This window comes from Roseivirga sp. E12, assembly GCF_017592825.1.
Classification (GTDB): Bacteria; Bacteroidota; Bacteroidia; order Cytophagales; family Cyclobacteriaceae; genus Roseivirga.
Map to the genome: position 1 here is coordinate 50,442 of NZ_JAGFMD010000011.1, position 14,392 is coordinate 64,833.

The following is a 14,392-nucleotide window of genomic DNA, read 5'->3' on the forward strand; positions in this document are numbered from 1 at the left end:
GCAAAATTAGAATTAATTCTTAGATTTGCTAGTGTCATGGACTTCGACTTTAGCACTGCTCTTTATCTCATTCTTGGAATTATATATTTTATTTTTTCAGGTGTTAAAAAGAAAAACCAACGAGACAAAAATCAGCCACAAAGAGGGAGAACCTCAAACCCCGAAACTGTCGGTCCACCACCAGTATCAAGAAAGCCTTCATTTGAGGAATTATTAGAAGAGTTCACTGGTCAAAAGACGGTACAACCGGAACCTCAGCCAGAACCAATTGCTCCAATAGTAACTCCACCGACTAATGTATATGAGAATCCTAAACCTGTGACTGAGGTTTTGACAAAGAAGGAGAACCAACCATTGGTATCATTTAAAGAGTACGAACTTGACAGCGTGGAAGATCAAGAAGATTATAGAGAAATGTTTTCTAGCCTTGATGATGCGAAAAGAGCCTTTGTTGCCTCAGAAGTATTCAGTAGAAAGTATTAAGATCTTTTCAATTGAATCGGAAGTACAATGTCAGTATCCTGTGCTTCTCCATTCTTAATTCCAGGACTCCACTTGCCACCTCGTGCTAGGGCATTAATGACTTGGCGTTCATAATCTGTCCCAAGTCCCTCAGTAAAGCGAAGGTTTTCAATCAACCCTTTTCTATTCACCGTGAAGCGCACTTCAACTTCTCCATCATGTTGGGTAGCAACTGTGCTACCCGGATGCGTAATGTTGTCTTCAATAAACTCTTCCCAGTCTTTTGCACCTTTCAATGGGGCAGGTACTACATCTGATGCGCCAAAAGTGTTGTTTTCTATTTGGTAACCATTAATGGTCAATCCTTCTGGTATGGCCGCTTCAAATGAGAATATAAAGAACAATAGAGCAATAAGTGGTAATGGAATAAGAAGCCTTAAGAAATTGACCTTCTTGTTCTTGGCCAACATTTGAACACGTTTTACAGTCTGGTTTTTCCCAAAGTAGCTACCATATTCAAGTCCCATTTTTCGGAATACAGTTTTAACTAAGAGTCTACTGTAAACGTCTTTTCCAGTTTGTAAGGCTACTTTTCTATCTGCCAAGTACTCGTGACTTTCTTCTAACAATAGTTTGTACAAGTACATAAAAGGATTAAACCAGAAGAGTACTTTTAATAACTCGATGAACATGATGTCATAAGAATGCTTCTCCTTGATGTGCACCATTTCATGATCCATTACTTGTTGTTTTTCTTCATTGGTCAATGCGATAGTATTATCCCAAAACAAGTATTTGAAGAATGAGAAGGTTGGCATAGAACCATCAGTCTTTACGAGGAAATAATCTCCCTTGACTTTGTACCGAGTTCTATGTCTTTTAAACCAGATGATTTCTTTGAAAGATCTGATTTGTAAAAGTAATTTTGCCAGACCGATTGTTACACCCCCCACATAAAGTACTAGAAGTGCTTCCCACCAGAGTAAGAATGGTCGTTCAGACTGTGCTGTAATTGTATATGAGTAAGCTTTATCGGCTTCAATGATAGGTTCACTACCCACCTCATTACCTACTTGATGTATTGAATTTAGAACTGCCGGGGTATTTGCTGGATTGTAGTCAATTTCCAATAGGGGAAAGGTGACTGAGAAAAGTATTGCAGCCAATAAATAGAATCTGTTGTACTGAAAGCTCTTTTCTCTTCTTAACAGAAAGTAATAAGCTAAGTACAAAATAGCTAAGCATGTAGCCGATTCAAGTGCATAAATGAGTGCGTCATTTAGCCCTTCTAATAATTCTATGGTTGGATGCTTTCCCATTAGTCCTTATTCATCCTTGTCTTTCAAGTTATCTTCAACATGCTGCATTAATGATTCGAAATCATTAATGTCCATATCGTTTTCTTTGGCAAAAAATGAAACCAGTTTTTGGAATGATCCTCCAAAATATCCACCGATGAAATTCTTAAGGTAAAAATTGCTATAGGTGGTCTTGTCAATAATAGGGAAGTACTCATGCGTCTTTCCATAGGCTTTATATCCGACAAACCCCTTTTTCTCAAGAATTCTGATGATTGTAGATACGGTATTGTATGCTGGCTTTGGTTCAGACATTTTTGCTAAAACGTCTTTGACAAACCCTTTTTCGATTTGCCATAGAATTTGCATTACCTGTTCCTCTGCCTTTGTCAATTCCTTCATAACTATTCTTTTGATACTATCGATCAATTATACAACTATCCAACTAGTTTTCAAACTAACCTGTTAGTTTTTATTATCTTTGGTTAGTCTAGTATTGGGTCAGTGCGAATGAAATAATATTCGCTCCCATACGCAATGCTTTTAGTCTTACTTCTTCAGGGTCGTTGTGTATTCTCCTGTCTTCCCAACCATTTCCAAGGTCTGACTCATAAGAATAAAAACATACAAGTCTCCCTTCATAAATCAGGCCAAAACCTTGCGGAGGCTTGTTATCATGTTCATGAATTTTTGGAAGCCCTTTTTCGAACTTGAATTTCTGGTTATAAATGGGGTGATCGAAGGGTAGTTGGACGAATTCCAGCTCAGGGAAAATTTTCTTCACTTCCAACCTTACATAAGGATCAAGCCCGTAGTTATCATCTATGTGTAAAAAACCACCAGCGATTAGGTAATTACGAATGTTTTCAGCCTCACTGCTGCTAAAAACAACATTGCCATGGCCTGTCATATAGATATAGGCATACTCGAATATTTCAGGACTCCCGGCCTCAACAATAGCGTCCTGGGTGTCAAATGATGTTCTGAGGTTCTCATTGCAGAATTTCGCCAAGTTAGGTAAGGCGGTTTTGTTGGCATACCAATCACCACCACCACTATACTTGAGTTTAGCCATTTTCAACTGCTCCTTTTGTGCAAAAAGCGTTAGTGATAGACAGAGCATTAACAATGAGAGTACAAACTTCTTTGACATTGATTTTCGGTTATGAAACTTAATAGTTGGAACGATTATTCGTCTTTGAAGTTTATAATTTAATTCTCAGTAATAAAACACATTTTTGTCAAGTGATACTCAATTCGTTTGATCAGTTTGTAGATAGTCTTGCAAAAAGGCTGACTGAACCTCTCCCAGGCAGGAGTGCTCAGGAAACTATGGCCCCCAGGCCAATCAGTGAAAGGCGATTCCAAGAAGATCCGAATAATCCTGCTAGGCCAGGTGGTGTTATGGTTTTACTTTACCCAAAGAATGGAGATATCTATATTCCTTTAACAAAAAGACCTGTTTACACCGGAGCCCATAGTGGACAGGTCAGCTTACCCGGTGGTAAAGTTGAGCAGACGGATCGTGATATTGTCCATACAGCATTGCGTGAAACTCAGGAAGAGATAGGGGTTGCGAATGAGTCGATAGAGGTTATAGGTCAGCTTTCGGAACTCTTTATTATTGCAAGTAATTTCAAGGTTTTTCCGACCGTAGGAGTCCTTCGGTCACCACCCAACTTAATTCCTGATGCACGTGAGGTAACGAGGGTGTTAACACCTTCTATTAGAGAGCTCAGAGATTTAAGCAGGCGAAGTACCAAGACCATGCATTTCCCACCATATACTATCGAGTCACCCTATTTCGATGTAGAAGGAGAGGTGGTTTGGGGTGCAACCGCAATGATTTTAAGCGAGCTGGTTCACGTGATTGAAGAATTTTATTGATTGATAATAGCCGTAGCTTCAATCTCTACAAGATACTTATCATCAATTAGCCTGGATACTTCCACCATTGTGGTACAAGGTTTTATTTCGCCAAACACTTCTTGGTGAGCTTTCCCAATGGCCTCCCAATCGTCTATGTTGGTGACAAACATTCTTGTTCTTACTACATCTTCTATGGACGCTCCGGCACTTTCAAGAGTCGCCTTGATTTTGTCCAGAGAATATTTTGTCTGGAGATATGGGTCATTACCGCCTAACAATTGACCTTCATGATCGGCAACCGTACCTGTTACCTCAATAGTATTACCGACTTTAACGGCTCTCGAATAACCCACAATGTCTTCCCATGGGCTGCCTGATGAATAGTTCGTTCGATTACTCATTTTTATTTGTATAAAGACTTAGTTTTTGGAAAAGGTCTTCGGGGTCAAAGGGTTTGTGTACGAAGTCAACAAAGCCGAATTGTTTCAATTCAATTTCAAACTCAGAAGCATTGTGTGCGCTCATGGCAACCACTGTAGGAGAACCATCAGGTCGCATTTTGCGGAGTTGATTCGTTGTATCAAATCCATTGATTGGCTTCATTTCAATGTCCATGAGAACTACATCGTATTCAGTTTCCTGAATTTTATCGAGTGCGTCATATCCATTATCTGCTTCGTCAAAAGAAGCATTCCAAATCTGAAAGAGACGCTTAAGTACGAGTCTGTTCATGTCATTGTCATCAACAACAAGAATTTTCTTCTGATTCAAATCCTTATCTCGGTCTTGCTGTTGCAAGTCGACCATATCAAATTCTGGATCGATTTTGAAGTCTATTTCAAATGAGAAGGTGGTACCTCTGTCTTCTACACTCTTTAATTTGATTTTACTACCCATTAAGTTGAGCAGTTTCTGCACAATAGAAAGACCAAGCCCTGTGCCTCCATATTCCCTTGTCGTCTCCTCACTGGCTTGTTCGTACTCTTCAAAGATAGCTTGTAGCTTGTCTTCAGGAATTCCAATGCCTGTATCAGAAACGCTGAAGGCCACTTTGGCAGTTTCATCCTTAATGCCTGCTAAGACTGCTTTAATGTGAATGTGTCCTTCATGGGTGAATTTAATGGCATTGCTAATAAGGTTGTTGAGTATTTGAGTTAGCCTGGTTGGATCACCTGACAGACGATCGGGGAGGTGCTCTCCGATTTCTATTCTCATCTCAATTCCCTTGTTGTTCGCTTTATATTTAAAACTTTCTGCAAGGTTTCTCAGCAAATCAATAAGTGAAAATTCTGTTGATTCAAGCCTTAGCTTACCCGCTTCAATCTTATTGTAATCTAATATGTCATTGATCAATGAATGAAGGCCTTCAGCAGAGAACTTCAGCGCATCTATGTATTCCTTCATCTCTTTGTCCTTGTTATCTATCTCCATGATGTGAGACAAACTGATGATGGCATTGAGTGGTGTTCTGATTTCGTGACTCATAACCGCTAGGAAATCAGATTTATCCTTTGTAGCCTTTTCAGCTTCTTGACGAGCTTCTTTGAGTGCTTGGTTTTGTTTCTTAATCTGTTGAGTTCTATCAGCAACGATCTCTTCAAGTTCCTGATTGATGTCTAGTTGAAGTCTCTCGTTTTTTCTGAGTTGTAAGATTAGCGACCTCTGTGTAATGTCATGATCTTCAAATTGACGCTTGAGTTTATGGCTAATGCCCAGACTAAAGACTACGATTTCAACTATGATACCCGCCTGTACGAGGGTAGGTAAATCATTTGAAGGTTCCAATAGTTGACCCAATACCACTATTAGTACGCTAGCTATGAAGAACATTGAGCCATAGGCAAAATACTTCGCAATAATATTGTTAGTCCGAGCAGCATGGACGATTAGCACTAAAGCAAAGCCAACAAGTACCAACACAGTGAGATGCATGGCCGCCATACCTAAGTACATGTTGCCTGTCAAAAAGAGATAAGTGGACAAGCCAAGAAACATGATCAAAGAAAAGTAAGACAAAACGATTAGTGTTTTATCCCACTTTGGCTGGTCAATGTGAGTTTCTAAAAAATATCGGGAAAAAGTGAAATAAGCAGCTGCGCTCAAAAGTGGTAGCGCCCACAGAGATGGTATCGGGTCAATAAGGTTTGTTAACACATAGAGTTCGATAATCCCATGCATATGGAGGAAATAGACCAGATTTGATAGTGCGTAAAAAGCAAAAAATAGGAAGACGCGCTCTCGTGTAAATCCATAGATGAAGAATGCTAGTATAATGACTACGAAAAGGATCCCTGAAAATATTCCCTCAAACAAGTTCATGTTTTCAAGCCTGTTCGTCCAAATGTCACCAAGCACAAGTGAAGCCTTTATGTCTATAGGGTTGCCGTCCGTACTTTCAATTTTGGCATAAACATGAATTGTTTCACTTGCTGGAAGTGACAGGTTGATACGGGTTTGATATCCTTGTCGTATGTTCCTCTCATTTGTAGGGAAATGATATCCAGTTTTCCTGACAGTAGTTTCTTCGCCTTCAACCAAGTAATAAGTCTCTTTGCCATTTCTTCCTCCATGAAGAACGAACTCAAAGTCCTGACCTGTTCGGTTGTTAAGCTGAAAGTAGATCCAATAAGTGGCTTCTTCACTGAAAATGGAAATGTCCTCTAGGCGTAGAAAGTCATTCCTTTGTAGTTGACGTATGTCATCGATGATTAATCTATTGTCGTCATCTCGATACACGAAAATTTCATCTGTTTCAATGATATCTTCCTCGGCAGAATAGACAGAATGAGCATTCGGAAAAGTATTCCTTTGTGCATAGCTATTAAGGCTGAGTAGTATGAAAAGTAAGAGACTAATCTTGTGCATTAGGGCACTATTCAAAATGGAATTTCAGCATTTTTAAGCTTTAAGCAAACCATTGCAGCGAATTGATTTGAACGGTGTTGCAGAACTCCAATCAAACTTGTGCAAATTTAATTGCATCCTTTGACCAAGGTGCGCTCTGTTGAATGGCTTCAAGGACTTTGCCAGGATCAGTAAATACGGTCCATATAGGTCTGTGATTTTCACTTAAGAATCCTTCTTCAATAGCATTGTCCAACATATTTAAGAGTGGGTCATAGTAACCGTCAAGGTTGAGTATAATGATTGGTTTTGTGAATATGCCGAGTCTTTTTAGTGTAATGGCTTCCATCAGTTCCTCAAAGGTGCCACAGCCACCCGGTAGTGTGATTAAGGCATCTACACCCACCATAAACTGTTTTTTCCTTTCGTGCATATCAGCGGTGAAAATGAATTCATTGACATCTTTATGGTGGAACTCCACCTCCTTCATGAAATGAGGCATAATTCCAATTATTCTGCCTTTCTCCTCTATGACCGTATCAGCAAGTGTACCCATCAGCCCTCTGGCTCCACCTCCATATACAACGGTGGTATTGTTCTTGACTAAGGCTCTGGCAAGTTCTCTAGTAGCTTCGAAGTATTTCTCATCGATTTTATCGCTAGAAGCGCAGTAGATACAAACTTTCTTGATTTTTTGCATTTAGGAAGGGTCCAAGACCTTGGTTTCTTAAATCAAGCTAAGCAAAAAAAGAATACTTTTTGGAAAGGACTATTTAAAAAAAGCGGTATCGATTGAATTAGCTTTCGTTGGGTGAATATTGAGTCAGATACCAATGATAAGATGTCTATGAAGTCTTTTTATTAGAATCCTCACAAAAAATATATGTCGGAACTCATTTTTTGTACTCCTACTTATACGAACTATCTTGTTAACCGAATAGCTGGTTTCTAAACCCTATTGATACACCAAAATGCGTGATTTGATGTTAAAAATCAGCGGAGCAGTCGCACCGGCTGTACTTATGTTCCTGTCTATTGTTTTTAATCTCAGAGCACAGGAGACTCCCTTGGTGATTAAAGAGATTGGTACTCCCTTTGTAAAAAATTATTTACCTACCGAATATGGGGCACATGAACAGAACTATAAGATTGTCCAATCAAAAGAAGGGTTCCTATATATAGCAAATGTTACTGGAGTTATTGAGTTTGATGGAAAGTCATGGTCAGTTGACGGTCGGGTAACGGATGATGCATTTAAGGGAGTGGCCATCGGAAGTGACAATCTAGTCTATGGATCGGCAAAGAGCATTATGGGTCGTTATGTCCCTGATTCTGTAGGGCAGCTTCAATTCGAATCACTTGAGCCAAAAATATCAAAAGATTTTACTGGTTTTGGGGACATTCGTTCAGTGGATGCCTTGGGCGATGAGCTAATCTTTAGGGCAAAAGAACAGTTGCTGATATATGATATCATAACCGATACCACAAGGGTGGTTTCCGCAAGTGGCAGTTTTGGAAGAGGGGATGTTGTTGACAACCAATACTACATTGTAGATTATGATAGGGGCCTTTTACGACTTGATGGTGACGATTTTACACTGCTTCCCGGTACAGAATTCTTGAAACAAAACATAGTTGAAGAGATTCTGAGATTTTCCAAGGACGAACTTCTTTTGATTTCTAGGTCTAGTGGTTTGTGGAAATATGATTTCAAGAAAATGCAGTCATGGGACACTGAAGTATCGGGTTTTTTGAATCAGCATAAAGGATTTGCCGCAACCAATATCCAAGACCAATACTTTGCCTTGGGTACAACCACAGGTGGAACAGTAATTATAGATTCAACAGGTCAATTGGTTCAGAAGCTCGATAAAGAGATGGGAGTGGGGAGCAATGGAGTCGTTCAAGATCTGTTCTTTGACAAAGACCAGAATCTTTGGATTGCTCAAGATGGTTCAATCAGTCAGGTGATATTAAACTCTCCATTTACTACTATAGATGATAGGCATGGGGTAAATGGCTATGTGCTTTATTTTCAAAATTGGAACAATAAGACATATGTGTCCACCGCCACAGGAGTGGTGATTAAGAGTGAATCTGACCCATGGCAAAGCACAAGACCTAAATACAAACCATTCAAACCTATTTCAGAAAATAGAGAAAGAGTTTGGATGACTGTGAAGCAGGGTGGGGACTTCTTTTCTGCAGGAAATAACGGCTTCATTCAAATAACTGAAAATGGTCTAAGAACTCTTCTTGATAACGGTGAGAGAATGTGGGCAGCGGTTGCAATGCAAGGTGGGGATGAAATGATTATTGGTAGTATAGAGGGGTATCTCCATAGGTTTATTAAAAAGGAAGGTAGATGGAGTTATGATTCAAGAATCAAAGGTTTCAATAAACAAATGGACTTTCTTGAACAGACAGAGGATGGCGATATATGGATGACCGATTCAGGTACTGGTGTTTTCAAAATAAAGCTTAATGAGAGAAGAGATAGTGCTGTTTCGGTGAAAGTTTATGGTCCGAATGAGGGATTGCCAGAACTCGCAAGAAATAGAGTGTTTAGACATGAACAAGGGCTCTTGTTTGCCACTGGAGCCGGGGTGTACAAGTACAATATAGTAGCTGATAGGTTTGAGCCTGTAGAGAAGTTTAACAAACATCTTTCTGAAGATTATGTCTTTCGGTTGATTGAAATGAAGAATGGAGATGTCTATGGCGCACTTAACCCTAGAGGTAAATCTTTACTTAGGAAGGTAGGTGATGATTATGAGTTGACTATGGTGCCATTTCAAAGGATTGCCGGACACAATTCAGAATATGTTTCGGGCTTAGGAGGTAGTGATGTTTGGATTGCTGGTACGGGAATTAAACACTATAAGTCAGGCTATGAACATCGGCCACCTGCTTTTAAAGCCTATGTTCGATCGGTTCGAGTTTCGAACAAAAATGATTCATTAATCTATGCAGGAGGAAATATAGATCAGTCGATAGAATTGAGACCCAAGGAGAACGCGATTTACTTCGATTACTCTGCAACTTATTATGACAAGTCAGAAGAAATAGAATTCCAAAGCTACCTCGAAGGTTCAGAAGATACTTGGGCGCCTTGGAGTGACCAGGCGGCAAGAAATTACACGAATTTATCTCATGGTACTTACACATTTAAGGTAAGGGCAAAGAACTTATATGGCGATGTGAGTGACATTGGAGAATACACCTTCTCAATTCACACACCTTGGTATCTGACCATATGGGCCTACATTCTCTATGCCATATTAGTTGCACTTTCAGTCTGGCTTATTGTTAAACTCAATACAAGGAGGTTAGAGAATGAAAAGAAACTATTGGAAGAGGCAATATTGGCAAGAACTCAAGAGATACGTACACAGAAAGAAAAAGCAGAAGCAGACAAGACTTTAATCCAGCAGCAAGCCGATAGACTCAGAGAGCTCGATAAGGTAAAGTCTCGGTTCTTCGCTAATATATCTCATGAATTGAGAACCCCTTTGACGCTCATCAATGCGCCACTGGAATCTCTGATTGAAAGTGGTAAAATCTCTGACGAGGAGATTAGAACAACTCTAAAAGTGGCGAAGCGCAATGGAGTGAGTCTACTTTCACTAGTAGAAGAAATATTGGACCTTGCCAAGCTCGAAGCTGGGAAACTCAAACTGGTTGAAAACCCAGTTCAATTGAAAGAATTTCTTTCTGACATTCTATCAAACTATACTTCCGCTTTACAAGAAAAGGGGATTCAATTAAAGCTTGACTATTGGCCTGAAGAAAATCTGACCATCCTTCTTGATGAAAATAAATACGGGAAGATAGTTAGGAACTTGATATCAAATGCACTGAAGTTCACCAAAGATGAAATTGCAATTCAAGTGCAGTATAGTTCGGACAGCAAGGAACAGATTCAACTGATTATTACTGATAATGGAGTTGGGATCGATGCTGTTGATCTACAGTATATTTTTGACCGTTACTATCAATCTGAAAAACCTGAAAACAAAGCTGAAGGAGGAACTGGCATTGGGTTGGCACTGGCCAAAGAACTTACGGAGCTGATGTCGGGAAGCCTTAAGGTATCGAGCCAACTAAATATTGGAAGCGTTTTTACTATAGAAGTCCCTTTGAAAGAGGTTAAAGAAGAGACCATAGTCCCTTTGACAAAAGCGGATAATGAGGTATTAGATATTGCGCTAAGAGAGACAATTGCAAACTACTCTGTCAAGTTTTCAATAGACAAACCAGTGCTGCTCATCACTGAGGATCATCCCGAAATGAGAGCATTTATTGCAAAGACTTTGACGCCATACTTCAGTGTGTTGCAAGCTCAAAATGGGATAGAGGCATTGGAGATTCTAAAGGTGCAATCCGTAGATATTATTATTTCTGATGTGATGATGCCCCTAATGGATGGTTTTGAATTGTTAGAGGCTATAAAGAAAGACGAAAAACTCCATCAAATATCTATAGTAATGCTTACCGCCAGAGCAGATCAAGAAGATCGCTTATATGCATTGACACTTGGTATTGATGATTACCTTACCAAACCATTCAGCGCGGCTGTATTCCTAGCTCGAATCAAGAATATTCTTGAAAATCGAATTAAAGTGATCAGAGAATTTAAGATGATGGTGGAGTCAACATCTCTCGTTGACAACAAGAATGTTTCTAAGCTAATCGATGCTTACCATTTGTCTGAAAGAGAAGTTGAAGTTATGAGACTGTTGGCTAAGAGACTGACAAATGCCGAGATAGCTGAAAAGCTGTTTGTCTCAACCAACACGGTGAAATATCACGTTAAAAATCTCTACTCAAAATTGGGAGTAGCCAGCCGATCGCAAGTTGTTGATAGACTCGAAGCGATTAAGTAGTCAAAGGCAATTTATTGCTATTCACATTCATTTTCTTACTATTTAAATACGGTTTTTGATTAAAACTACCCGCTATGGGTAGGGCGCTGTCTACCTTTTTTCTACAAATTGTGGCCAATCCAAATCTTGCTTTAGGGTAGAGAGAAGGATTAACCAAAACACATAGAATACCAGGTGCTTTAAAGTCAACGAATTGTTGATGATTTAGTGGGATATGCGATGTAATATCTCAATCGCACTAGCACCCAAGTTAGTAGTCAGAAAGTGGTTGAGTCAGTAGTCAGTCAAGAAACTGCTTTCTAAAATAAGGGCCCCGATTAATCGGGGCCTTTTTAGCCAAAGACACCAATTATGGATATTGAACAAGTATTAATAACTGACAAGCGAAAGAAAGTAGCTAGATTTTTGAAAGTGGTTTTTTGGTTTATCCTAATTGGTACACTTATTAATGCCTTTTTTATTTAATACTATACTTCTATCAATGATTGAGACGCAGTCAATGACGGTGCGCAGGTATATAACCCCGATATTCTAAACTCTTAGAAGTTGGGGTTTTATGTTATCTTAGGAATGGAATGGAACTGGCAATTACAGTGATTGCTGCATTTTTTGCTCTGGGCTGGTCGAAGAATGCAAAGAAAAGAACGACCAAGATCGCAACGATTCTGATCGCATTGAGTTCACTTATTCAGTACGATCCTTATTTCGGTCTTGGACCTTATTCAATTTATTTCTTGATCTTTTTCTCTTTTTATGCTGCAATTGAGTCATTGAACTCGTTGCGATTGACAAGGGCTCATCATGTTTTCTTTTTGGGTTGTGCCAGTGTGATAGCCTTCTTTCAGGTTTTATATCTAGTAGAGTTTCCTTTTTATATCCCCAAGTACCCTTTTTCTTTGGTCTACCTGATTTGCTTTACCTTTTTCTGGTTTTTTACAAAACGAAAAATTCTCACGAGACTTGGCGTATTGGTCGTTTGGTTAGGGGTAGCGCTGAAGTGGTTATTTGTTGCTCTTTAGCCCAATGCAAGTAGAGTTTCAATATCTCTCTGTAATCTTGTCATTTCAATTGGGAGCGTACCATTATAGACACCCCGTATTCTTCCTTTTTGGTCAACTAGGACAAAGTTTTCAGTATGCAGGAATTCGTCAGTAGACTTATTTAGACCAATTTCTTTTTCTGCGAAAAATGACCTTCTAGCCAATTCGTAAATCTGTTCAGTTTCTCCGGTTAATAAATGCCATTGCTTGGAGTCAATACCCTTTACCCTTGCATAGTTTTTAAGTACAGAAACCGAATCAGCCCAAGGCATAATACTAAAAGAAGTGATCTTCACTTGTTCCTCACTGAATGCCTCTTGAATTCTAGCCAGGTTGGAAGTCATCTTTGGGCAAATGCTCGGGCAAATAGTAAAGAAAAAGTCCGCTACGTAAATACTACCCTCAAGACTAGAATTGTCAACCAATTGGCCCTCTTGATTTTTCAAACTAAAGGGACTTATTGAGTGTATTCGAGTGTAGTTAGGGTCTGATTTTTCGATCCATTTGGGAGTAAACTCTGCCGAATTGTAAAACGGAAGTGGTGTAAGTGATGCTCTTTTACCGCATGAGTAAGCAGTGAGCAGACTAATAAACGATAGCAGTGTAAATACCTTCTTCATCAGTTACAGATTTACAATTTTTAAGACCAATTAGTCCATAGCGATGGCCATCTTTCACAACATAGTTCGCTCTGATTTTTCCATCCTCCATCCACATTTTTTGACTGCCATCTTCTTTTCCTTTTTGATAGTTAAAAAAGCGATAGGGCTGTCCAGAGGCATACCATTCCTTCAATTCACCGATATGTAAGTCTCTTTCAAAGTAATATTCGAACTTTTGTTGACCACTAGGCCAGAAGCCAATGTGCTTTCCAGTTTTTCTGTTTTCTGAATAGAACCTCTGTTCACGTAATTGTTTATTGGCATAATATTGAATGGATTCACCTTCGAGCTTTCCATTTAAATACCCAGTTTTGGATTGTATAGAACCATCTTCATGGTAACTGGTTAAATAGCCGGAATACAGCCTGTCATCAAAATAGACAACAGCGGCCTTCTTGGTCAAATCAGGGTGCTTTAAACTTACTTCTTGGTTAGGAACCATGATCACTATTGCATCATCATTTAATGGAGAGGAATCACAGGCCATGATAGCAATGAGTATGATATAGGGCAGTTTCTTCAATTTAATTACTTACAGTGCCTGCTACACCATAGAACCCATTGCCATTGATGTATGGATCGGCATCTGTGATGTGATAATGATATATACCATTAGGGTATTCTGTGGTTACGTGGGCATGACCGTGATAGTCATCAAGGTCACTGTTGTTGACTCTAGTACCGTCCTCAACAGGTCCATAAACTGGGAAGCCATCGAGTAACCAACCCAATAATGCGTTGGATCCTAAAGTGGAGGTCAGGTAAGTTGGCTCTTGATGATAATGATAAACACCAGTTTGTTGAGGGTGACCCAAGTATTGGTCAAATGAGTCAATTTCAGAAGTCAGAGGCTGGTTATTTGGCCCAGCATATTGATTAAAGAAAACTACACCATTTAACGAAACACCCATTGCACCCAATGATGTTGCCTCTTTGTTAGCTGCCTCGGAAGGATTGATCGGAATTCTGAAAGTGATGGTCTGACTAGAAATTCTATTTGGGTTTAAGTTGAAATTGGCATTATTACCATTGTAAGCTTCGTGTAAGGGATTTCCAGTATCGAAATATGGGCTTGGATGATCAGGAACATCATCAGTTACAATAACAATAAAATCCCCATCTACAGAAACACTAACATTATCACTGAACCTCTGGAAGAGCTCAGGCACTTCAGTGGTAATGTCATCATCATTATCGTCTACAGTGGTATCATCGTTTCCGCATGAAAAGATTAAAAATGGTAGGGCAAAAAAGAGGACTTTATTCTTCATGACTAATTAGTTTGCCTTATTAGATGTGAACAGTCAGAATAACTTGCGCCTCGAGAATAA

General features: G+C 39.4%; 13 protein-coding genes. 4 read left to right on the forward strand and 9 right to left on the reverse strand.

Going from position 1 to position 14,392, the window contains the following annotated elements:
- Window positions 1–36: 36 nt before the first annotated feature.
- The gene (locus J4E76_RS19390; RefSeq protein WP_208506455.1) at window positions 37–483 is read left to right on the forward strand and encodes a hypothetical protein; all 447 of its coding nucleotides are present in this window, start codon (window positions 37–39) and stop codon (window positions 481–483) included.
- Here J4E76_RS19390 and J4E76_RS19395 read toward each other — a convergent pair.
- The 3 genes from J4E76_RS19395 to J4E76_RS19405 form a co-directional block, all read right to left on the reverse strand.
- Entirely contained in the window at window positions 480–1,781 is a 1,302-nt protein-coding gene (locus J4E76_RS19395; protein ID WP_208506456.1) for a M56 family metallopeptidase, read from the reverse strand. The genes J4E76_RS19390 and J4E76_RS19395 overlap by 4 nt on opposite strands.
- A 6-nt stretch (window positions 1,782–1,787) precedes the next feature.
- The gene (locus J4E76_RS19400; RefSeq protein ID WP_208506457.1) at window positions 1,788–2,162 is read right to left on the reverse strand and encodes a BlaI/MecI/CopY family transcriptional regulator; all 375 of its coding nucleotides are present in this window, start codon (window positions 2,160–2,162) and stop codon (window positions 1,788–1,790) included.
- Between the two features lie 88 nt (window positions 2,163–2,250).
- On the reverse strand, window positions 2,251–2,913 hold the full coding sequence (locus tag J4E76_RS19405; protein WP_208506458.1) for a DUF4159 domain-containing protein: 663 nt from the start codon (window positions 2,911–2,913) through the stop codon (window positions 2,251–2,253).
- Window positions 2,914–3,005: 92 nt separating this feature from the next.
- Between J4E76_RS19405 and J4E76_RS19410 the strand changes: the two genes are divergently transcribed.
- Entirely contained in the window at window positions 3,006–3,647 is a 642-nt protein-coding gene (locus J4E76_RS19410; RefSeq protein ID WP_208506459.1) for a CoA pyrophosphatase, read from the forward strand.
- Here J4E76_RS19410 and J4E76_RS19415 read toward each other — a convergent pair.
- The 3 genes from J4E76_RS19415 to J4E76_RS19425 all read right to left on the reverse strand — a co-directional run bounded on the left by J4E76_RS19415 (window position 3,641) and on the right by J4E76_RS19425 (window position 7,173).
- Window positions 3,641–4,030, reverse strand: coding sequence for a RidA family protein (locus J4E76_RS19415; RefSeq protein ID WP_208506460.1), 390 nt, complete (start codon window positions 4,028–4,030; stop codon window positions 3,641–3,643). The genes J4E76_RS19410 and J4E76_RS19415 overlap by 7 nt on opposite strands.
- Complete coding sequence (locus tag J4E76_RS19420; RefSeq protein ID WP_208506461.1) at window positions 4,023–6,494, reverse strand: hybrid sensor histidine kinase/response regulator; 2,472 nt, start codon at window positions 6,492–6,494, stop codon at window positions 4,023–4,025. Before J4E76_RS19420 ends, J4E76_RS19415 begins: the two co-directional genes overlap by 8 nt.
- A gap of 91 nt (window positions 6,495–6,585) precedes the next feature.
- Window positions 6,586–7,173, reverse strand: a complete 588-nt coding sequence (locus tag J4E76_RS19425; protein ID WP_208506462.1) for a TIGR00730 family Rossman fold protein — start codon at window positions 7,171–7,173, stop codon at window positions 6,586–6,588.
- A 283-nt stretch (window positions 7,174–7,456) separates the two neighbouring features.
- Between J4E76_RS19425 and J4E76_RS19430 the strand changes: the two genes are divergently transcribed.
- Window positions 7,457–11,359 carry a response regulator gene (locus tag J4E76_RS19430; protein ID WP_208506463.1) on the forward strand — a complete coding sequence of 1,301 codons (3,903 nt, stop codon included), beginning with the start codon at window positions 7,457–7,459 and terminating at the stop codon, window positions 11,357–11,359.
- Between the two features lie 575 nt (window positions 11,360–11,934).
- Entirely contained in the window at window positions 11,935–12,378 is a 444-nt protein-coding gene (locus J4E76_RS19435; protein ID WP_208506464.1) for a hypothetical protein, read from the forward strand.
- Here J4E76_RS19435 and J4E76_RS19440 read toward each other — a convergent pair.
- Genes J4E76_RS19440 through J4E76_RS19450 form a run of 3 tightly spaced genes read right to left on the reverse strand, consistent with a single transcriptional unit; the run spans window position 12,375 to window position 14,332 of the window.
- The gene (locus J4E76_RS19440) at window positions 12,375–13,019 is read right to left on the reverse strand and encodes an SCO family protein (protein WP_208506465.1); all 645 of its coding nucleotides are present in this window, start codon (window positions 13,017–13,019) and stop codon (window positions 12,375–12,377) included. The genes J4E76_RS19435 and J4E76_RS19440 overlap by 4 nt on opposite strands.
- Window positions 12,985–13,584 (reverse strand): toxin-antitoxin system YwqK family antitoxin, encoded by a 600-nt coding sequence (locus J4E76_RS19445; protein WP_208506466.1) that lies wholly within the window; start codon window positions 13,582–13,584, stop codon window positions 12,985–12,987. The genes J4E76_RS19440 and J4E76_RS19445 overlap by 35 nt, the downstream gene beginning before the upstream one ends.
- A gap of 1 nt (window position 13,585) precedes the next feature.
- Complete coding sequence (locus J4E76_RS19450; RefSeq protein ID WP_208506467.1) at window positions 13,586–14,332, reverse strand: YHYH protein; 747 nt, start codon at window positions 14,330–14,332, stop codon at window positions 13,586–13,588.
- Window positions 14,333–14,392 lie beyond the last annotated feature (60 nt).